Source organism: Opitutaceae bacterium, assembly GCA_041395105.1.
GTDB lineage: Bacteria > Verrucomicrobiota > Verrucomicrobiia > Opitutales > Opitutaceae > B12-G4.
The window spans coordinates 260,928-281,683 of sequence record JAWLBB010000002.1; the positions used below are offsets into that span (position 1 = coordinate 260,928).

Here is a 20,756-nt window from a genome sequence, read left to right on the forward strand (position 1 = left end):
CTGCCGCACAGCCTGCCCCGGCCCACGGCCATCTCGCCGGGGAGAATCCCGATTTCCGAGTTCCTGTGTCAGAATTCATGGAAAGACCCCACTAGAATGTGCCGGCCGCGTATTTCCGCCGGAGATGATTGCGGATGAGGATGGCACCCAGGTTCAGGACGACGACAAGCAGAATGAGCAGCAAAGTGGTGGCAAAGACCATGGGCTTGGCTGCTTCGGCATCGGGCGACTGAAATCCCAGATCAAAGATATGAAAACCGAGATGCATGAACTTGCGATCGAGGTGAACGAAGGGAGGCACCAGATTGATGGGCAGAGTCGGGGCCAGTTTCACCACGCCAACCAACATGAGGGGAGCGACCTCACCCGCTCCCCGGGCCATCGCCAGAATCAACCCGGTCAGGATTCCCGGCGCCGAAGCCGGCAGGACGATCCGCTGGATCGTCTGCCACTTGGAGGCTCCGCAGGCCAACGAAGCCTCCCGGGTCCCACGTGAAACCGCCGAAAGCGCTTCCTCCGTCGCCACGATGACGACCGGCAGGGTCAGGAGGGCAAGCGTGAGTGAGGCCCACATGATTCCCCCGGTCCCGTATGTCGGGGTCGGCAGGCGGTCCGCGAAAAAGACACTATCGATCGTTCCTCCCACCAGATACACGAAGAATCCCAGACCAAAGACACCAAAGACGATCGAGGGAACTCCCGCCAGGTTGTTGACCGAAATTCGGACCGCCCGGACCATCGGCCCCTGGCGCGCGTATTCACGAAGATAGATCGCCGCAATCACTCCGAAAGGCATCACCGCCACACTCATGATAAGCGTCATGGCGAAGGTCCCGAAGATTGCAGGAAAGATGCCGCCCTCCGTGTTGGCCTCTCGAGGATCCTCACTCAGGAAGCGCCCCAACCCGATGAAGAATTCGCCCAATCGTCCGAAAAAGCCGAGCTTATTGGGATAGGTGAAGTCGACCAATTGACCGGTTGGGATTCGCCGCTCCTGACCGGATTCCAGCCGGTAGACGAAATGATCCTTTTCCTGAAGGTCACGCAAAGCCCGAGCTTCCTCCGCCAGCACGGCATACTTCTGCTCGAGGTCTTTGCGCTGGGAGGCAATCTCCGCCGATCGGCCCGCATAGGCGCCCTGGTTTTCCGATAGCCTGCGCTCCTTGAGTCGAAGATCTTCCAGTCGCCGGTTTATGCTTCCGATCTTGTCTTTTTCGATCCGCTCAATCTCGTCGCGCCGTTCGTTGGTCTCTTTGAGATTGGCCGAAAGCGCACGATTGAATCCGGCTGTGCCTGCGTCCACCGTGGTGCCGTCGCCCAATTCCAGCCGAACCGGACGTCCGATTATCCGCCCGGACGCAATCCGCTCGACCATGATGAGGTCATCCGGATAGTCGGTGGACTGAACATCTGCGGCATCAATGAACCGGTAGGAAATGCCAAACACATCCTTGTTCGCCACGAAAAGCTGCCATTCCTCTTCCCGGGTCTCCTCCGCATCATTCCGGTGACCGGCGTCGGCCTTGATCTGGCGCTGCACGATCTGTCCGGCAATCCTCTCTTCGGTGCCCGTGCCCTCGCCGCCGTTGGACCTGAGCACGATGGACGCCACCGGTTTGATCCAGAACACCGCGAGACCGCGAACCACGATCAGGCCGAGCAACCCCATGATCATGATGAGTCCCAATGCCAACCCCATGGAGCACAACCAGACAAATGCTTCGCCCGGAGTCCGCACGACTGCTGTTCTGGTCTGAACTGGATCCGTCATGGCCGGAAATCAGACGACCTTGTAACGATCCCGAAGGCGCTGTCGAAGCACTTCCGCAAAGGTGTTGAGGACAAAAGTCATCAGAAAAAGGACCAACGCGCCGAGAAACAGAGTCCGGTAAAGGGTTCCCGCCTGTGGCGCCTCCGGCAATTCGACCGCGATATTGGCCGAGAGGGTTCGCATGCCGCTGAAGATTCCCATTTCCATGATCGGTGTATTGCCGGTCGCCATGACGACAATCATGGTTTCTCCGACCGCCCGCCCCAATCCGATCATCAGGGCTGAGAAAATGCCGGCCGCCGCGGTCGGCAGGACGACATTGCGGGCTGTCTGCCAGCGACTGGCGCCGAGGGCAAGCGAACCCGAGATGATCGACTTGGGGACATTGGACAAGGCATCCTCGGAAATGGTGAAAATGATCGGGATGACGGCAAAGCCCATCATGAAGCCCACCACCAGGGAATTGCGCTGCTCATAAGGGGCGCCGGTAACCTGGGGCCACCACAATCGAAAATCCGCGACTCGTTCTCCCGTGACCGGATCGGTGAAAACGAAAGCCACTCTTTCCAGCATCGGGCCGAGATGCCAACAGGCCACCAGGACAAGCAGGAGGATTGGGGCGAAAACGAGAAACTCCCAACCGGGCACGATCAGGTTGCGTACCCGGTAAGGGAGCCGGGACCAGAGCCAACCGAATCCTGCAGCAACGCCGGGTACGGCCACGCCCATCAATATCAGGGCCGGAACCTGTTTCTCGATAAGAGGAGCGAGCCAGAGAGCGGCCAGAAACCCCAGCACAACCGATGGCAGCGACGCCATGATCTCCATGGTCGGCTTGACCACGTTCTTCAGTCCCGGCTTGAGAAACTGGGAGGTATAGATCGCAGCCAGGATGGAGATCGGAACGGCGAAGAGAAGAGCGTAGAGCGTTCCCTTCAGCGATCCGACGATCAGGGGAATCAACGAGAGCTTGGGTTCGAACTCATCCGATCCCCCGGTCGACTGCCAGACATAGGCCGGCGCAGGCGATCCTTCGTACCAGATCTTGCCGAAAAACGCACGCCAGCCGGCCTCCGGATGATGATCGATCAGTTCGTAAACGTGCAGTTGCCGGTCGTCTCCGAGCATCAGGATCCGGTCGTACTTCCCACCGAGGATGACCTTCCTGATTGAAAAGGGCATCTCGCCTTCCCACCTGACCGAATTGGTCGTCGTGTAGCGCAAGGAAACCCGATTCCCCGATCCGATCAAAAACGCCTTGTTGCGAAGGCTGGCTGCAAATACGTCCGGCTTTCCAGTCAGGGGCACGAAGTCCTTGGTCAGACCGAATTGCCGGACCGTCGATCCCTCCGGCTGGAACAGGCTGAAGACCCGGTTGAAACCGAGCCCATTGGTGAGAACGAGGGAAACGTCGCCGAGAAGAAAGTGCATCTCCACAATCGACGGATCCTCCAGGTCGTCAAACGGGCGGAAAACCTGGCGAAGCTCAAAGGTGTCTGCCTCGCGGAAAAAATAGTCCACCGTCCCATCACGGGTGGCCACCAGAATGGCATCCGACTGAACGGGCACTTCAAAGCCAACCGGCAAACCCGTCAATTTCTCGGTCAGATCGAAACGGGCGTCGACGACCAGCTTGCCCACCCCCATCAACGATCGCTTCTGCTTCAGTGCCACTGCGTGGAGTTCCGTCCGTCCATCCACCTCCTGCAACACCGCCATGAGACGAGCCCCCTCCGCCTGCCCAAAGGCCAGATCGGCGATCGGATAGCCTTCCCGACCCGGCAATCCCCGGTAAATCACCGTCAGATCCGGTTCAATGGTCCGTATCCCCTCAGCTGAGAAAACCGGGCGGTAATTCAGCCCGACCAGCAGAATCCTCCCGTCGGAGAGCCCGAAAAGGAAGGTCTGCGACCGCTGATCATAACGAACCGCCGTGAACCCCCCCGCCAGATCGGGGATGGGATCTGCCGGGGGGAAAATCCCCCGGTTTCCCACCAGATCGAGAAAAAGCAGCCGGCCGTCCCTCCCCACCAGAAGCGGAAGCTCCGACCACTCGTCCAGGCCAATGGCCACCACGTCCATCTCCGGTACGTCCACCCGCCCCACTTCGGTCACCTTGGCCCCGTCGAAGAGCGGGATGATCTGAACGAGGATGAAGACGAAGATCCCGAAAACGCCCATCACCACCGCGATGCCTCCAAGACGGATGAAGAGGGTCATGAATCGATCCAGTCGCAAAGTACCCCGGGAGACGCGGAAACGCGCCGGGATTTCACCCTGCCGACGACCTGGATCGACCGTATCCGGATTCATGGGATTCGAGAACTGGGGTCGAAGCGGCCCGTCACTATTTCAAACCGTCCATGCTGGCCTCCGCCACTTCGGCCGGCAAGGGGAAGTAGCCGATCTTGGAGACGATTTCCTGTCCCTGGCGTGAATTGATGAAACGCGCAAACTCGTAGGTCAGCTTGTCGAGTGCCTCGTTCGGGGCCTTGTTCACATAGATCAACAGAAAACGGGCCAACGGATAATCACCACTCAGGCAGTGTTCCATGTCCGGCTCGACCGGTTTGCCTCCGTCCGCCCCGACCTTGACTGTCTTCACGCCGGAGGTCCGGTAGCCGATGCCAGAGTAACCGATCCCGTAGAGGTCACTCGCTATTCCCTGGACAACCGCGGAGGAACCCGGCTGCTCCTTGACGGTCGGCCGATAATCCCCTTTTCCGAGGGCCACTTCCTTGAAGAATCCGTAAGTACCCGAGGCGCTGTTGCGGCCGTAAACCGATATCGGGCGGTTGGTCCAGCCGCCATCGAGCTTGAGCTGGCCCCAGGTCACAATGTCCGGCGAGCCCAGCCGGTGCGTGCTCGAGAAGATGCCGTCCAGATCGACCAACGAGAGACTCTCGATCGGATTGTCTTTGTGAACGAAGACCGCCAACGCATCGATCGCCACCCGAACCACGGTGGGCTTGTAGCCGAACTTGCGCTCGAATTCATCGACTTCGCTCGCCTTCATCTCGCGGCTCATTGGACCCAGTTGGGCCGTCCCTTCAATCAGGGCCGGAGGTGCGGTCGAAGAGCCTTTGCCCTCGATCTGGATATTGACGTTGGGGTAGATCTCCTGAAACGCCTCCGCCCACAGTGTCAGGAGGTTGTTGAGGGTGTCCGAACCCACCGAATTGAGGTTCCCGGAGACGCCGGCGACCGGTGCGTAGACCGGTAGCTCGCTGCTCGAATCATCCGCGGAACGGACGACCGGGTTGATGATCAGGCAAGCCAGGAGGAACAGGACGAGCCGCAAAGGAAGTGATTTTGTGGTCATAACGTTTGGGTTAAGGGACGAAGTCTGCGGCAACCTTCGCGCCGACCGCAAGACGCCGGACCGCAATCAACGTTACAATCAGGTTACAGGAAGAAGTCCCGCTGGCAAACCGTCAAATCCCTAAGCGCCTTCGGATCTGTCGAGCTCGATCAGCCCGTTCAGGGTCTTGAAATGCTCCCTCACTGCCGAAGCTCCACCCGCAGAACCAACGATCTGATTGAACAGCTGCTGTTTCTCCCCCTTCAGGGCCTGAATCCGCTCCTCTATCGTCCCCGCCGTCACCATCCGGTAGACAAAGACCGTCCGGGTCTGACCCAGCCGGTGCACTCGATCCACCGCCTGCTCCTCCACCGCCGGGTTCCACCAGGGATCCAGAAGAAACACGTAGTCGGCCGCATGCAGGGTGATTCCGGTTCCCGCTGCCTTCAGGCTGACCAGGATGACCGCCGCTTCCTCGGATTCCTGGAAATCCTGAACCGGCTTCTGCCGATCCACGGTCGAACCGGTCAGCTCGAAGCGGACGAGGTCGGGAAATGTCCGCTCCAAGACCTCACGCACCCGGTTGAGCAGCATGACGAACTGACTGAAGATGACGACTTTGTGCCCGTTGCCCAACGCTTCATCCAGTTTCTCCACCAGAAGGTTCAACTTGCCGCTTTCCGTTGGATCAACATCGAGCCAGGGCACAAGGCCCGGGTCGCAGCAGATCTGCCGGAGGCGGGTCAACAGGCTGAGGAATCCGAATGACTTCTCCTGAAGCGCCTTGTCAATGTCGTCACCAAGGCGGGACAGACCCTCCGAACAGACCCGGGCATATTCCCGCGTCTGCAGGTCGGTCAGGGGGCAGACCAGGGTGGATTCCACCTTCGGCGGCAGCTCCCGAGCGACCTGCGCCTTGGTCCGGCGCATCATGAAAGGGGCAAGCTGATCCCGCAACCGTCGGACAGTCGAGTCCCGATCACGACCCATGATTGACTCAAACTGGCGTCGGGTTCCGAGGAGTCCGGGAAGGAGAAAGCGGAAGAGCGACCAGAGGTCGAGCTGACGATTCTCCAATGGTGTCCCGGTCAGAACCACCCGATGGCGCGCCTGAATCTCAAAACAGGCATGGGTGACCTTGGCGTCAGGATTCTTGATGAACTGGCCTTCATCCAGGATGGCATAACCGAACGTCACCTGATCGAGGATCGGACGATGATTGCGCAGCTGTGCATAACTCGCGATCCAGATCCCCGGTCGGGGGTCGACTGCAAAGTCGTTCTGTGCACTGAGAACCCGAACCTCCAGCGCGGGAAAAAACCGACGGATCTCCTCCTGCCAGACCGGAACCACACTGGCCGGACAGACGACAAGATGGCGCGTCTCCGCAACCGGCCGGCTTGCGATCAGGCTGATCAGCTGGACCGTCTTGCCCAAACCCATTTCGTCCGCCAGCAATCCGTGGCAGTCGTGATCGCAGAGATGGGCCAGCCATTCGACTCCCCGCTTCTGGTAGGGCCGGAGAAAATCCGGAAGACCCGCCACCGGTCCAGGTCCCTGCGCAAGGGTTGTGCGCCAGGCCTCCAACTCTGGAGTGACGGTCACCTTTAACTCCGGATCGCCGAAGAGTGAAAACAGCAGATAGGGCGGTGGCGTTTCGAAATCCAACTTCCGCAACGAAGCGTTCCACTCCCGAACCCGGTCGAGCCGCTCCGGCTCAACCGAAACGATGCCGATTTCCGGGACGATCATCGCGCCTCCCGTCAACCGGGTAAGCGTCCGGATCTGCTTTCGGGAAAGAAGCTGTTCGCCCACCCGGAAAATCCATTCCAGGTCGAGTCCCGCATCCGCCCGGCGGCCAGCCCGGGCCTCAACCTCAACCCGGCGGATCCCGCCCTTCAGGCGGTCCACACTGGCATCCTGCTCGACCTTGAATCCTTTCTTCCAGACAGGCAGGACCTGGCCGACAAAATGAGGGATATCACTGAGATCACTGAGAACAAAGGCCTGCCGTTCGACATCGAAATGGAAATGAGCCTTCCTCGCCTGTGCGGTCAGAGAGATCACCCTGCCACGCTCAGCCTGACTCGGTCCCGACCCGTTGCCATTGCCGTTCCTGTTGCCATTGCCGTTGACCGTGGTGGGAGCCAGGGCCGGTTCGCGTTTGCCTCCCAGATCCTCCCAGAAGGGTTCGCAGACCAGGCCATGCCGGGTCACTCTCAAGACAAGCACCATCGTCCTCGGGGGTCCGGGATCCTTGGCGTGAATGGACCCGTTCGTCCGAGTCGCCGCCGGCAAAGATTCGTCCGTCTGATCCGACGGAACCACTGAGATCTCGTCTGCCACCAGTTCCTCGATCTCATGAAGTCCGGCCACCGCGATGGAATCCGCCAGAATCCGGTCCGAGGACGAAGAACGGACAACCAGGCCCCGGTCGCCCCACTCCACCACCGTGTACTCTTCCTTGCCCTCGATCTTGACGTGAATGACCGCGTCACGGCCACTCAACTCGATCTCCCGGATGCCTCCCTCCCGATAGAGCAGGCGCCCTCGACGGAGGTGATCATCCGGGAAATGGGAATCCCAGGGATTCACGAGTTTTCCGAACCAAAACTCGAGCGAATCCTGTGTGTAGACTCTCTTGGGACCGTGAATCTGCATCGACAAAACGAAGAATCGTAGACCCCTGCATGCCCCCCGCAACCCTTTTTGAAGAAAACTCCCGATCTGGATTTCAACGGCCAAAAAACATCGCATGCGTTTTGATTCGCATCGGATCCTGCCTCATTCTTTATCCAATCCGCAGGCCCGCTCCCCGAAGACCTCATCATGAACACGTTCCTCAAGTCCATCCGGACCGCCTTCTTCGCCGGAGTCGTCCTTCTGGCGCCTCTTGGCATCACACTCCTGGTTTTTTCATGGCTGGTCGAAAAAATCGGCGGACGCTTCCGGACCTATTTCTTCTTCTTCCTGCCCGACACCCTCCTCGACCGCGCCAATCTGGTCATTCTCTGGAATATCCTGGCGACCGTCATGGTCCTGGTCCTCATCACCACCCTGGGATACCTTTCGCGCTACTTTATCGGTCGCTACGCCATCCGCATTGCCGAACGCATCGTCCGGACCGTCCCTTTCGTCAATGCGCTTTACGCCTCGGTCAAACAGATCATCGAGACATTCAGCAGCCAGAATCGCGCCGTCTTTCAAAAGGTGGTGCTGGTCGAGTTCCCCCGGAAAGGTGTCTATGCCCTCGGTTTCCTCACCAGTCGGACCAAGGGCGAGATCCAGGTCAGAACCCAGGCCGAGATCCTGAATGTATTCGTCCCGACCACTCCAAACCCGACAAGCGGTTTCCTCGTCATGTTTCCCTCCGAACAGGTCACAGAATTGTCCATGTCCGTCTCCGAAGGCATGAAGGTCATCATCTCCGGCGGCGCCCTTGTCCCGGTCTGGAACCCGGAGCTCGGCCGCTCCGTCGAGACTCCGATCACCACCCCGCACCAGGCCCCTCCCCCACCGTCGGACGAACCGGCCGCCGATCATGCCCGGGGCGATTGAATCGATCGAGGGAACCGTCCTGCTGCGGGAAATCACCGGAGAGAGCTTTGACCGGATCACCGTCCTATCGCCCACCGACGGCATTGTAACCTTCCTCCACCGGCGCTCGCGGAAGAGCGCGACAAACAGTCCCCTAGATCTCTTCGACCGGATCAGCGTCACCGTGGAGCTCAAGGACGCCGGCACCCTCCGCTTCAGCCGGGAGGTCCGGATTCTCCAGCGTCGCCCCGGACTCGGACATCGCTATGAAGGACTGAGCGAAGCCTGCCGATACGCCCGTCTCCTCACGGTAAACCCCGTGCATGAGGACACCCGCAAAGTCGTAGCCGACCTCCTCAACCGGGCTCTCGACGCCTGGGAGCGTGGGGACCGAGCGGATATCGTGGCCGTCAAATGTCTCTTTCTCTTCGCCCGAACCGAAGGCTATCCGGTCCGTGAGGAATGGCACCGGCTCCTGAGCCATAGTGATCGCAGCGCCGCAACCCGGCTTCTCAACCATCGGACAGGCGAAGTCGACCTTGACCCCTCCAGGGTCGGGTCAATCCGTCGAAGCCTCGAGCACTACCTGCAATACCACACCGAAATCCGGATCGATCCTCTCTAGAAGAGGTCTTTCATTCTCCTGATTGTCATGTCCTCCTCCCTTCCGTGTTGCGCAATCGCGACAGCCTGAACCGGTCCCGTGCAAATTGATCTCCATGCCCGAAAGGTCACCCTCGCCGTCGGCGAGTGGGCTGATCTCAACTTCGGCCCCACCCGCTCTGAAGCCGGTCGAGCCGGCCTCTGGAGGGCGCGCCTTGGTCAGGCCTGGCACATCGAGATGCAGGAACAGACCCTTCGTTCCGCTCCCGATGCCCGGTTCGAAGTCCCGATCACCGGAGACCTGCTCAGAGGCAACTGGACCATTGGTTTCAATGGACGGATCGACCAGGTCATCGATCGCCCCGACCGCACCCGCCTGCGGGAGATCAAGACAGTCCGCACCCCCCTTCCCGCACCGGGCAGTGAACTGAGGGCCCGCCACCAATCCTATTTCCGGCAACTGGTCGCCTACCGCACCCTTGCCCGGGGCTCCCCGGAGTTCGCCACCCGGGAGATTGAAGCGGAGCTGGTCTTCATCGACATCGACTCCGGCATCACCCAGACCGTCGAGCTCACGACCGAAGATGAGAAAGATTTCGAATCCCGCATCGACGCCCTCCTCCATTTTGTCGAAAGTCGCCGCGACGGCCTCGAACGTCTCGCTGCTCTTCACTTTGCCCCCGCCTTTGCCCATCCGCGTCCGGGTCAGGAATCCATCCAGCAGGAACTCCGCGAAGCAGGACGCGCCTCTCGCCTCGTCTGCTTTGAGGCGCCCACCGGCTACGGCAAGACCGGCAGCATCCTCGAATACGCCCTCCATGAACTCCAGGCCGGCCACGTTACCCGTGTCATCTACCTGACAGGCAAGTCCACCGGCCAGCTCCAGGTCACCCGTCAACTCGATCAGATGCTCGGCGACCCGCCCGGCGCACGGCGCTGGCAGATGCGGAGCAAGGCCGAGCACTGCATCAACGATGTCTACCATTGTTTCAGCGATTGCTGCCCCTATCTCGACGGACAGGAGGAGAGATGGCCGGACAGCGGGTTGGCCACCCGTCTGACCGCCATTGACTTTCCCCGCTCCCTCGAGGCTGTCCGGGACATCGGCCGTGATGCCCGCGTCTGTCCCTACGAAATCACCCGGGCCGCGCTTCCGCTGAATGAGATCTGGGTCGGCGATTACAATTACCTGTTCGCTCCCGCCAACCGGGGCATGTTCGACGCCATACCCGGCTACAATCCCTCCGAAACCCTCCTCATTGTCGACGAGGCCCACAATCTGCCCGGTCGGGTGGCCGACAGTCACTCTGTCGCGGTCGATGCCTCCGGAGCCCAGGAGACACTCTCCGCCCTGGAGGATATCGGCGCCTCCAAAGGTCTCCGTCACTCCTGGCGCGAGTGGACCCTCTTCCTGTCTCTCCTCAAGGCGGTCGAATCCCTCGACCCGTTCCAGGAGGCCGAAATCCGCGATCTGCTCGGAGCCGTCGGCCGGGAGATTGAACGCACGCCACCCGACTTCGCGACCCTGGGCCCCCGGGCCTGCGAGACCTTGTTCCAAAGTCTCGAGCTGGTTCACCCGTCCGAAAGCATTCCGCTTCCCCGACTGTGGTGGAGTCCCGCCAATGGCAGCCTCGAATCCACCTGCCTCGACGCCGCCGAGGCCATCCGGGAAACCCTCGATCCCTTCAGGCAGGTTCTCTTTCTCTCGGCCACGCTCAGTCCGATCGATGACTTTGCCGAACGCTGTGGACTGAAGAATTCCACCCACGAGCAGCCCTTTCACCTTGTCGCACAGACGCCGTGGCGCACCGGTGCCTATCGAGTGGCCGTGGATCTCCGGGTCGATACCCGCTACCGCCAACGGGAACACCATCTTCCAACCACATCCGCCACCATCGCAGCCCTGCACGAGCACCTCCCCGGGCCGGTGGCCGCCTTTTTCCCCTCCTACGCTTACGCCCGGGCGGCCGAACGCGACCTCGCCCGGTCCCAGCCCCTCCTGAGGGTCAGCATGCAGCGGGCCCGCCAGACGCTGGCCGAGCAGAACACATTCATCGAGGAAGCCCTCGCTTTCTCCGACGTTCTCCTGCTCGTTCTCGGAAGCGGCTACGCCGAGGGCATCGACCTGCTCGGCGGACGGGTCGGATCGGCCCTGGTGGCCGGTCCCGCCCTGCCGGAAGTCAATGCCATCCAGGAAGCCCGCCTCGGTCTTCACCGACACGAACCCCGGGAAGTCGGCTTTCGCCGCGTCTTCCAGATCCCCGGCATGCAGAAAGTCAATCAGGCGATCGGACGCCTCGTCCGCGCCCCCGGACAACGGGCCCGAATCGTTCTTCACTGCCGCCGCTTCTCCGAAGCAAGCTACCATGACCTGCTTGATCCCGAATACCGCAACGGCACCTGGCTCACTGACGACGATGCTTTCGTCAATTGGCTGAGGGAATAGGGAGACCGTCTGGAAGGGCGCCGGGCCATTCCAGACAGACACCCACTGCCCTGTCGCCCGGTGGTCAGCCCTTGACACCGGTCGAAGCGACGCCTTCGACAAAGCGGCGCTGGGCCACGACAAAGAGGATGATGACCGGCAGGACCATGATGGCGGCGAGGGCCATGACAAGTTGCCACGGGACCTGCCCGGCACTGCCCCCGGTCAGCTGTTCCGCGCGGGCAATGAAATAGAGCAGGCCGACGGGCAATGTGTAGGCGGATTCGCTGTGCAGATAAACGAGCGGGTTGAAGAGATCGTTCCAACTCCAGAGGAAAGTGAAGAGCACAACGGTGAGCACCGCCGGGAGACTCATCGGAACTACAAGTGTCCAGAGGATGGTCCACTCCGAGGCTCCATCCAGCCGCGCCGCCTCGATCAGACTCCGCGGAATCGTGCGAAAGAACTGCCGCAGAAGGAAAATGCCGAAGACATTTCCGCCGAGCCAGGCAGGCAATACCAGCGGCATGAATGTATTGACCCATCCCAACGCCGCATAGGCATTGAAGAGGGGGATGATCGTCACTTGGGCCGGCAACATCAGGGTGGACAGCAGAAGGCCGAAGAGCAGATTGCGGTGCCGCACTTCGTAGTAGGCAAACGCGTAGGCGGCCGGGCAACAGGTGATCACTGTCCCGGCAATCACCATGACCGCGACGAAGGCGGAGTTGAGGAAGAAACGGGAGTAGGCAAAGCCCTGCCAAACCATCAGGTAATTGCCCCACTGCGGCAGGGCCGGCAGCAATGGGGGCGGATTGCGCAGGATCTCGGGAAAGGATTTCAGACTGGTGACCAGCATCCATCCCAAAGGCAGAACCATGGCCAGCCCGCCAAAGGCAAGCGTTGCGGTCAGCAACAGACCGGTGCGACGGGGGTGGCGGTGTTCCATCATAGCCCTTTCAGTCTCCGTAATGCACCCAGCGACGGCCGAGGTGGAAATTGAGCCAGGTGATCAGTACGATGCTCGCGAAGAGCAGCCAGGCCATTGCGCTTGCGAGTCCCATGTGGAAGTAGGTGAAGGCCTGTTGGTAGAGATTGAGTCCGAAAAACAGCGTGGCCCGTGCCGGCCCCCCGGGAACAAGGCCCTGGGCCGCACCAAATGCGTAGGCCAGATCGAAAACCTTGAGCGCACCGATGATCCCCATGATGAGGTTGAAAAAGAGGATGGGCGAGATGAGCGGCAGCGTGACATGGCGGAACCGAGTCCATGCGCCGGCTCCGTCGATATGAGCCGCTTCGTAGAGTTCGCGAGGCACTGTCTGCAATCCACCCAGGAAAATCACCATGGGATAACCGAACCCCCACAGGCTGATGAGCACCACTACCGGAAGTGCCCACCATTGCGAGGTCGTCCAGGCGGGACCGACGATTCCTGCCATCGCCAGCAGTCGGTTGAGCAACCCGCCGTCGGCCTGGAAGATGTAGACGAATACCGCGACGCTGGCCGCCTGCGGCAGGATTGACGGAAGAAAATAGATGGCCCGCCACAGTCCACGACCGCGCACCGGCTCGTTGAGCAGGAGCGCCACGCCGAGTGCCGAGGCGACAATCAGCGGCACCTGCACGACGGTGAAGAGCAGCGTAACCTTCACCGATGGCCAGAAGGACGGGTCCGCCATGACAAGGTAGACGTAATTCCGAAAACCGATGAAACGCGGTGGCGCGACCACGTCGTAGGAGCAGAAGCTCAGCCAGAGTGAATAAAGCATCGGCCACAGGCTGAAAAGCACAAATCCCGCCAGGGCGGGGCCGGTGAAAAGCCAGAACCACAACAACTGCGATCGGCGGGTATTCATGGGGTATCCGTGGGGAAGAAAGTCTCCAGAAAGGCGTTTACCTGCTCGGTGGCACGATGGGCCGCTTCCTCAGGCGTCAGTTCGCCCTGGACCATCCGGTCGATTTCAGGCTGCACGATCTGGAGCATGAACTCAATGAAGTGAGGGTGGCGCGGGATGGGGAGTGAATACTTCATCTGCGCGTAGGCCGCCTCGACATTCTGAGGACGGGTGCCCGGGGCGCGATCGCGGATCTGGCCCGCGGCCACTGAACGCCGCGGGGAGATGCTGCCCCGGCGGGCAATCTCCATGCCCACCTCCGGCCGGGTCAGGAATTTCAGCAGCGCCCAAGCCTCCTCAAGGTGCCGGGATTCGCGGTTGATGCCGTAGCCGGCAATCGCCAGCTCACCACCGACCCGCGAGGCCGGCCCCGCCGGTAGCAACTGAATATCCCAGTCCAGATCCGGGATCTGGTTGTAGTTGGGCCAGAAATTGACGTGCCCGACCATCAACATGGCCAGACGCCCGTTCACGAAACCGTTGAGCGGCTCGAAACCCGCCGGCGCGCTGTAGTGGTATCTCAAGGCTTTGTCCTGAAAAAAGCGCAACCCCTCGATGGCTGCCGGCGAATCCAGGGCGCAGTGCCGTCCGTCCGGCGTGAGCACCTCTCCACCCGCCTGCCGCACGTAGGTCAGCCACTCCCCCCACCATCCTTCCAGCCGTCCGCACCCCCACACCCCGGAGTCTCCTGTCGTGGCCGGTCGGGTGAGCGCCACCCCATTGCGCACCAGGTCATCCCAGGTCCAATCAGCCGTCGGTTCAGCCAGCCCCGCCTCGCGGAACAACCGGCGATTGTAATAAAGCAGAGCAACGTTGGTGTGTTCCGGCATGACGTAGTAGCGGCCCTCCTGCCGCATGGCCGCGCGGATTTCCGGGTAGAAATCATCAAGCCCGATCTCCACCGAATCACGCTCCACCAAAGGGGTAAGGTCGGCCATGAAAGGCAACAGATAACTCATCCAGACGTCGCCGGAGTAAAACAGATCCGGCGCCTGCCCGGCGGCGGCCAGGGTCTTGAACTTCATATGATACTCGTTCCCGGGAACCAGGATCGTGCGAACTTCGATGTCCGGATGCAGCCTTTGAAACTCCGCCACCTGCCGTTCGTGAATATCGCGAATTGGCGAAACAAAATGAAGCCAGGTCACCAGTTTCCGACCAGGCGCCGGCGGTGGTTCGTGCGTCCGACCCGCCCACCAGAAACCGGTCGCCGCCAGAAATACGGCCGTGAACCCCAACAGGATCGTGCGGAGCGAGGAGTACATCTGCGAATCAAGGACACCGCGGAGCAGTCCACATCATTCGCGGTGAATTCTGCCTCGGAGGCAATCCTTCAGGCAAGATCCCTCAAGGGGCAAACGGGATCAACGTGCGAAATCCGGGAGGAAAAACTGAAATGGTGCCAGCAGACAGACTTCAGCCCTTCCGCGGCCGCAAGCCGGGGCGCGGCTCGGCCCGTCAAACCCCGGCTCGGCCCCGCCGGTCGCCATTGACGGGAACACCCTGAATTGGCTTGAGCCGGGAACCCGTCCGACCAAGCATCATTGCCGTGTCCGCCCGCAAGATCATTGATTCCTCCCAGATCGCCAACACACTCGAATCCATGGCCGGAAAACTGGCCACACAGCACCGGGAAACCGCATCGCTGATCGTCGTCGGAATTGCCAATGGCGGAATTCTTGTGGCCGAGCGCCTCGCCGCCCTCCTCGGGCAGAAACTCGGTCGTCCGATTCCCACCGGCGTCCTCAGCGTGGCTTTCCAACGCGACGATATCGGACTCAATCCGATTCCCAATGAAACCGAGCCCACGCACCTTCCCGGCGACGTCGATGGCGCCACCGTCCTGCTGGTCGACGATGTCATCTTCGGAGGCCGCACCATCCGGGCCGCCATCGAGGAACTCTTCTCCCTCGGCCGGCCCTCGCGGGTTCAACTGGCCGTCCTGGTCGACCGGGGAAATCGACGCCTGCCCTTTGCCGCCGACGTGACCGGATTCGTCGAACCGACCGAGCCTGCGGAGAAGGTGATCGTCACCCTCGACCCGGATGATCCCCGCAAGGATTCGATCCACATTCTCGCCTCCGCCTGACCCCACTCTTTTCCCGCCCATCACCATGCCCTGGAATCGAAAAGACCTCGTCACGATCGAGGCGCTTCAACCCGAAGAGATCGAGCAGATCTTTCAAGTGACCGCCGCCCTCAAGCGCACCATGGGACGCAGCGTCAAGAAACTCCCGGCTCTTCGCGGTAAGACCATCGTCAATCTCTTCCTCGAGCCCAGCACGCGCACCCGGATCGCCTTCGAGGTCGCCGCCACCCGTCTGAGCGCCGACGTCATCTCTCTCGACATGGCGGCGAGCAGCACGACCAAGGGCGAGACCCTCCGGGACACGGCCCAGAACATCCAGGCGCTCAAGGCCGACATGATCGTCATCCGCCACACCGCGGCCGGTTCCCCGCAATACCTTTCCCGTCTGCTGCGCATCCCCGTGGTCAACGCCGGAGACGGAGCCCATGAACATCCGACCCAGGCCCTCCTCGACTGCTTCACCCTGGTCGAGCGCTTCGGCAGCCTCAAAGGCAGGAATATCACCATCCTCGGCGACATCCTTTTCAGCCGGGTGGCCCGCTCCAACATCTGGGCCATGACCAAGCTCGGGGCCAACGTGACCCTGGTCGGCCCCTCCACCCTTGTGCCCGACTGGTTCACCGCGATGGGGGTGAAGGTCTCCCACGACCTCCGCCCGGCCCTTGCCGATGCCGATGCCGTCATGCTTCTACGAATACAGCACGAGCGGCAATCCTCGACCCACTTCCCCTCGATCGGGGAATACACCAGCATGTTCGGCCTGAACAAGACCCGGGCCGGCTGGCTCAAGCCCGATGCCATCATCATGCACCCGGGACCGATCAACCGCGGGGTGGAAATTGATTCCGAACTGGCCGACTCCGGCCGCTCGGTCATCCTTGAGCAGGTGACCAACGGCATCGCCGTCCGCATGGCCGTCCTCTACCTCTGTGCCGGAGGCTCGCCCGAGGCCGTCGTCAAATCCGCTCCCCGCAGCTGACCATGCGCGTGCCGAGGCAATCCCTCCAGCAAACCCGCCCAGATTCCCGTTCGAGCGCACTCGACCCTGCAATCGGATCCTCCCCGTCCCCCTCGTTTCCTTTCTGCCATAGAGTTCAATCCCCAGACAACGGACCTCGTCCCCCTTCTCCCTCCTCCATCCCCCTCCCTCATCATGCCTGACCTCATCTGGATCCAGAACGGACGCCTCATCGACCCGGCTGCGGGTCGCGACGAAACCGGCGACCTCTTCATCCGGGACGGACGCATCGTCAACCATCTGGCAGTCGACGAGCGCAACCGGGCCCGGGTCATCGATGCCAGAGGTCTTTGGGTCTGTCCGGGCCTGGTCGATATCCATGTTCATCTGCGCGAGCCCGGCCAGACCCACAAGGAAACCATCCTGACCGGGTCCCAGGCCGCCGCCGCCGGCGGCTTCACCACCATCGTCTGCATGCCCAACACCTCCCCTCCGGCCGACAATGCCGGAACCATCCAGTTTATCCAGGATGCGATCAAGAGAGAGGCGATCGTCCGGGTCTTCCCCACCGGCTGCATCACGGTCGGAATGGAAGGCCGGGGCCTGGCTCCGATCGGGTCCCTGAAGAAGGCGGGGGTCGTCGCGATCACCGACGATGGGAAATGTGTCCAGAACAACGAATTGATGCGACGGGCGGTCGAGTATGCCGCCATGTTCGATCTCCCGGTTATGGATCATTGCGAAGACTCCAGCCTGACGCGCGGATCGGTCATGAACGAGGGCGTCATGTCAACCCGGCTCGGACTGAAGGGATGGCCCGCCGCAGCCGAGGACATCATCGTCTCGCGCAACGTCATCCTTTCCACCCATACCGGCGCCCACATCCACCTGCAGCACATCAGTTCCGCCACCTCGGTGGACATCATCCGGCGGGCCAAGCAGCGCAAGATCCGGATCACCGCCGAGGCCACTCCGCACCATCTGGCCCTGACCGACGATGCCCTCGCGGAATACAATACGAACTTCAAGATGAATCCGCCGCTCCGGACGGAAGACGACCGGAAAGCCCTGATCGAGGGGCTTCGCGACGGCACCCTCGACTGCGTCGGCACCGACCACGCACCCCACACCGATTACGAGAAGGACATGGAATTCGACAACGCCCCCTTCGGTATTGTCGGATTGGAGACGGCTCTCGCGGTGACTCTGCAGATTCTCAACCGGGAGTCCGGATTCTCCGTGCTCGAGACCATGGCCATGCTCACCTCCAAGCCCGCCCGTATCCTCAACCTGGATGCAGGCACCCTGGCCGAAGGCGCGCCGGCCGACGTTGCGATCATCGACCCCGAGGAAGCCTGGACAGTCACCCCGGAGAGCCTGCACAGCAAATCGGCCAACTCCCCCTGGCTCGGCCGGGAACTGCGCGGACGCGCCCGCACCACCCTGGTCGGCGGAAGGATCGTCTTCGAGGAGGGCCGTCTGGCGGACACCCTCACTTCTTCACCCGGATGATTTCATCCCAGTCGTAAACGCCCTCGACCGCCCCGGCCGGGGGAACGATCAGGTATTCCCTGGGATCCCATTCGCCATTGAGCAGATTGGCGATGAGTCGGATGCTGCCGGACAAATGGACGGCTGTCTTGCCGGCCGCGGCGACCTTGGCTTCGAACTTCGCGGCATAGCCGAGATGACTCGTTTCGGGCAGATCGATGAAAACAGCTTTGTCGTTTCCGTGATCCGGGTGCATCTCCGCCCAGATGAACCGCGCATCCTCCTCGCCGTATTTCTCGACCAGGGCCTGGTAGGGATCACCGGTTTGGACTCCGGGCATGCCTTCATCGCTGGTCCGGAGGAAATAGTTGCCCCGCTCGAGGTAGCCGATCGATGAGAACGGTGTGCTCGGCGCGTCGCCGAAGTGCTCGACGAATTTCTCCCGCGATCCCAGCAGAATGGTGCAGCAATCGTGGGCCCGGGGCATGATGACCTGGGTCCGGCGGGCCTGGATGCCGACGGTGGCATTGCCGCAAAGGCCGAAAAGAAGGAGGATGGCATCGTAGGACTTGCCGGACGCCTCCGTGGCATCGATCCGGTCCTGAATGATCCGGCGCAAACCGTCGCTCCGGGCGTGTTCGCCGAGTTCGGTGAAGTCGCTGTCGATGGTATGCGGCGAATGGGCGATGCACCAGGAGGCCTCGCGCTGGAAGACATTGCAGGAAATCAGCTTCAGATGCATGGCGGAAATGAGGTGACCGTATCAAGCACATCGCTGCGGAAACTGTCACTGCATTTCTGACGACCAGCGTTCTGCGGGTCGGGAGGAGCGCTTGCCGATCGGCTTTAGGAAGTCCTCTCGCGTCGCACTTGGTCCCCCACATCGCTTTTCGGGCGATATCCATCGGAACCCGGACCGGAATCCCGGGGTCTGATGAACCTGCATGAGGCATTCGAGAATCCGAATCCGCTGGAAGGAGGGCCTTCACCTCAGGCCCGCGGCGCTTCTCGTCAAACACGCCGGGGCCTTTCGTTCTTCAATTCTGCTCAAGGTCAACGGCCGGATGGCCAATGCCCGGAGCATCCTCGGCCTCCTGCTTCTCTGCGCCACCATCGGCACCATGGTCGATCTTGAGGTCTCCGGGGAGGATGAGGACGCGGCGTTCTCCAGCATCACTTCGATCCTGGAAACCGACGACCTGGACACCGCAAACAAGTCTGCCCCGAACCAGCCATAGCCCGCCCTGTCGGGCAAACCCTTTTCGCCCTACGGTCCACGACCGAATCCGCCCCGCATGCGAACCCCGATTTCTGCCTGACGTTCGACCTGCTCCATCTCCCGGATCTGCTGGCCGGCGAGGGCCTCAAGTTGATCCGGCTGCAGCACAGCGGCCGCCTTCGACAGTATGGTCTCATTGAGAACCCGACGCTCGGCCATATACTGACTGACCTGGTCCTGACTGACCGCCGCCCGTTCCGGCGGTGGCAAGGCGGCCAGGTCTGTTGTAAAGTTGAACTGCGCCTGCGTCGATGCCATCACACCGACCAGCGCTTCCGCCTGGCTTTCCCCGAGCGGAGTTCCCGAATAGGAAAGTCGACGCTGCAATTCCTCGACTTGGCGCCGCTGTGGCAGGGTTTCCTCGTAATAGGTGAATTTGTCGAAATTCTCCGAACCGAGAACCTCGCCCAGACTCTTCTCCAGGCCGGCCTGCCCCTCCTCCCACCAGAGGTCAACCTCCTCCTGCGCGACCGGATCATCCCCCGCCAACCTGCGGCGCATGTTGAGCTGAAACCGCATGGTCTCCCGCTCCGCCAGCAATTCCGTAAAAATATCGACGGTATCCTCATCCAGACCGAGGGCACGAAAGAGGCCGGCGAAGTCCCGTTCGATCCGGTCGGCCGCGCGGGCCCGCATCGAGGCTTGCATCGCGGGATCGGAAAGAAACTGCTCCATCCTTCCGCGACGCGCGGGTCCGCCCCACCGCTGTGGCCCCACCGAAGGTTCCGGCTCTGCCGTGGCCGGCGCGGGCGCAACCTCCGGGACGATCGATTCGGGGGTCTCGACGGCTCCCACCCCAGCCTGATCAACCGATTGGGCCGTTTCAGCCAACCGGGCAAGTTCGGCCCTCAGAATTTCGTTCTGTTTCAGAAAATAGACCGCCGCCGCACAGGCCACCACCGTCGTGCCTGCAAAAAGGAGGGTAAACCATCGGGATCTCATGAGAACACGTCAGCCATTGCACTATCGATGACGAGCGGCCGGCCGTTCCGGTTTCAACTCTCCGGCAAAAGTCCGGTAACTCGGGAGCAGAGTCCCCTTCCTACCCGACCCAAGAGAAATGCTGGATCGCTTTTGCCAGCCTGACGTCCTTTGCCGTCACTTTGTCGCCGGCGTCATGAGTCGTCAGCCGCACAGTGACCCGATTCCAGACATTGGTCAGATGCGGATGATGATTCATCTTCTCGCACTCAACCCCCATGCGCACGATGAAGGAAAGAGCCGCCGCAAAGTGTTCCAGCTTGAAGGTCTTGACGAGGACGTCGTCCTCGAACGACCACCCGGGAAGCTCGGCCAGGGCCGCATCGATCTTGTTCCTGGTCAACGGTCGAGTCATAACCCACTCTAGCAACGACTTCGATAGCCTGTCAACTGCGGCAACCCGTTAGGATTTGACCGGCAGGCGGG

General features: G+C 61.3%; 17 protein-coding genes. 7 read left to right on the forward strand and 10 right to left on the reverse strand.

Annotation, left to right across the window (positions count from 1 at the left end; translation table 11 throughout):
- Positions 1-91: 91 nt before the first annotated feature.
- The 4 genes from pstA to R3F07_07940 all read right to left on the reverse strand — a co-directional run bounded on the left by pstA (position 92) and on the right by R3F07_07940 (position 7,733).
- Positions 92-1,771 carry a phosphate ABC transporter permease PstA gene (gene pstA / locus R3F07_07925; protein ID MEZ5276291.1) on the reverse strand — a complete coding sequence of 560 codons (1,680 nt, stop codon included), beginning with the start codon at positions 1,769-1,771 and terminating at the stop codon, positions 92-94.
- A 9-nt stretch (positions 1,772-1,780) separates the two neighbouring features.
- Positions 1,781-4,084 (reverse strand): ABC transporter permease subunit, encoded by a 2,304-nt coding sequence (locus R3F07_07930; protein MEZ5276292.1) that lies wholly within the window; start codon positions 4,082-4,084, stop codon positions 1,781-1,783.
- Positions 4,085-4,118: 34 nt separating this feature from the next.
- Complete coding sequence (locus tag R3F07_07935) at positions 4,119-5,093, reverse strand: phosphate ABC transporter substrate-binding protein (GenBank protein ID MEZ5276293.1); 975 nt, start codon at positions 5,091-5,093, stop codon at positions 4,119-4,121.
- A gap of 120 nt (positions 5,094-5,213) precedes the next feature.
- Entirely contained in the window at positions 5,214-7,733 is a 2,520-nt protein-coding gene (locus R3F07_07940) for a DEAD/DEAH box helicase (GenBank protein MEZ5276294.1), read from the reverse strand.
- A 168-nt stretch (positions 7,734-7,901) separates the two neighbouring features.
- Between R3F07_07940 and R3F07_07945 the strand changes: the two genes are divergently transcribed.
- The 3 genes from R3F07_07945 (at position 7,902) to R3F07_07955 (ending at position 11,658) form a co-directional block, all read left to right on the forward strand.
- The gene (locus R3F07_07945) at positions 7,902-8,630 is read left to right on the forward strand and encodes a DUF502 domain-containing protein (GenBank protein MEZ5276295.1); all 729 of its coding nucleotides are present in this window, start codon (positions 7,902-7,904) and stop codon (positions 8,628-8,630) included.
- Positions 8,614-9,234: a hypothetical protein gene (locus tag R3F07_07950; GenBank protein MEZ5276296.1), complete on the forward strand. Its 621-nt coding sequence runs from the start codon at positions 8,614-8,616 to the stop codon at positions 9,232-9,234. The genes R3F07_07945 and R3F07_07950 overlap by 17 nt, the downstream gene beginning before the upstream one ends.
- A gap of 78 nt (positions 9,235-9,312) precedes the next feature.
- On the forward strand, positions 9,313-11,658 hold the full coding sequence (locus R3F07_07955; GenBank protein ID MEZ5276297.1) for a helicase C-terminal domain-containing protein: 2,346 nt from the start codon (positions 9,313-9,315) through the stop codon (positions 11,656-11,658).
- Positions 11,659-11,722: 64 nt separating this feature from the next.
- On the opposite strand, the gene R3F07_07960 is transcribed toward R3F07_07955, so the two are convergent.
- Genes R3F07_07960 through R3F07_07970 form a run of 3 tightly spaced genes read right to left on the reverse strand, consistent with a single transcriptional unit; the run spans position 11,723 to position 14,797 of the window.
- A complete protein-coding gene (locus tag R3F07_07960; protein MEZ5276298.1) occupies positions 11,723-12,589 on the reverse strand; it encodes a carbohydrate ABC transporter permease in 867 nt (288 codons plus the stop codon).
- A 7-nt stretch (positions 12,590-12,596) separates the two neighbouring features.
- The gene (locus tag R3F07_07965) at positions 12,597-13,493 is read right to left on the reverse strand and encodes a sugar ABC transporter permease (GenBank protein ID MEZ5276299.1); all 897 of its coding nucleotides are present in this window, start codon (positions 13,491-13,493) and stop codon (positions 12,597-12,599) included.
- Positions 13,490-14,797 carry a sugar ABC transporter substrate-binding protein gene (locus R3F07_07970; protein ID MEZ5276300.1) on the reverse strand — a complete coding sequence of 436 codons (1,308 nt, stop codon included), beginning with the start codon at positions 14,795-14,797 and terminating at the stop codon, positions 13,490-13,492. Before R3F07_07970 ends, R3F07_07965 begins: the two co-directional genes overlap by 4 nt.
- Positions 14,798-15,045: 248 nt before the next feature.
- On the opposite strand from R3F07_07970, the gene pyrR reads away from it, so the two are divergent.
- The 3 genes from pyrR to R3F07_07985 all read left to right on the forward strand — a co-directional run bounded on the left by pyrR (position 15,046) and on the right by R3F07_07985 (position 18,091).
- On the forward strand, positions 15,046-15,621 hold the full coding sequence (gene pyrR, locus R3F07_07975; protein ID MEZ5276301.1) for a bifunctional pyr operon transcriptional regulator/uracil phosphoribosyltransferase PyrR: 576 nt from the start codon (positions 15,046-15,048) through the stop codon (positions 15,619-15,621).
- Between the two features lie 25 nt (positions 15,622-15,646).
- Positions 15,647-16,600, forward strand: a complete 954-nt coding sequence (locus tag R3F07_07980; protein ID MEZ5276302.1) for an aspartate carbamoyltransferase catalytic subunit — start codon at positions 15,647-15,649, stop codon at positions 16,598-16,600.
- Positions 16,601-16,774: 174 nt separating this feature from the next.
- Positions 16,775-18,091 carry a dihydroorotase gene (locus R3F07_07985; GenBank protein ID MEZ5276303.1) on the forward strand — a complete coding sequence of 439 codons (1,317 nt, stop codon included), beginning with the start codon at positions 16,775-16,777 and terminating at the stop codon, positions 18,089-18,091.
- On the opposite strand, the gene R3F07_07990 is transcribed toward R3F07_07985, so the two are convergent.
- The gene (locus R3F07_07990; protein ID MEZ5276304.1) at positions 18,072-18,812 is read right to left on the reverse strand and encodes a DUF1638 domain-containing protein; all 741 of its coding nucleotides are present in this window, start codon (positions 18,810-18,812) and stop codon (positions 18,072-18,074) included. The genes R3F07_07985 and R3F07_07990 overlap by 20 nt on opposite strands.
- A gap of 202 nt (positions 18,813-19,014) precedes the next feature.
- Here R3F07_07990 and R3F07_07995 point away from each other — a divergent pair, with 202 nt between their 5' ends.
- Entirely contained in the window at positions 19,015-19,308 is a 294-nt protein-coding gene (locus R3F07_07995) for an HPr family phosphocarrier protein (protein ID MEZ5276305.1), read from the forward strand.
- 29 nt (positions 19,309-19,337) lie between these two features.
- On the opposite strand, the gene R3F07_08000 is transcribed toward R3F07_07995, so the two are convergent.
- Both R3F07_08000 and R3F07_08005 read right to left on the reverse strand, forming a co-directional pair.
- On the reverse strand, positions 19,338-20,291 hold the full coding sequence (locus R3F07_08000; GenBank protein MEZ5276306.1) for a hypothetical protein: 954 nt from the start codon (positions 20,289-20,291) through the stop codon (positions 19,338-19,340).
- A 100-nt stretch (positions 20,292-20,391) separates the two neighbouring features.
- On the reverse strand, positions 20,392-20,685 hold the full coding sequence (locus R3F07_08005; GenBank protein MEZ5276307.1) for a 4a-hydroxytetrahydrobiopterin dehydratase: 294 nt from the start codon (positions 20,683-20,685) through the stop codon (positions 20,392-20,394).
- Positions 20,686-20,756 lie beyond the last annotated feature (71 nt).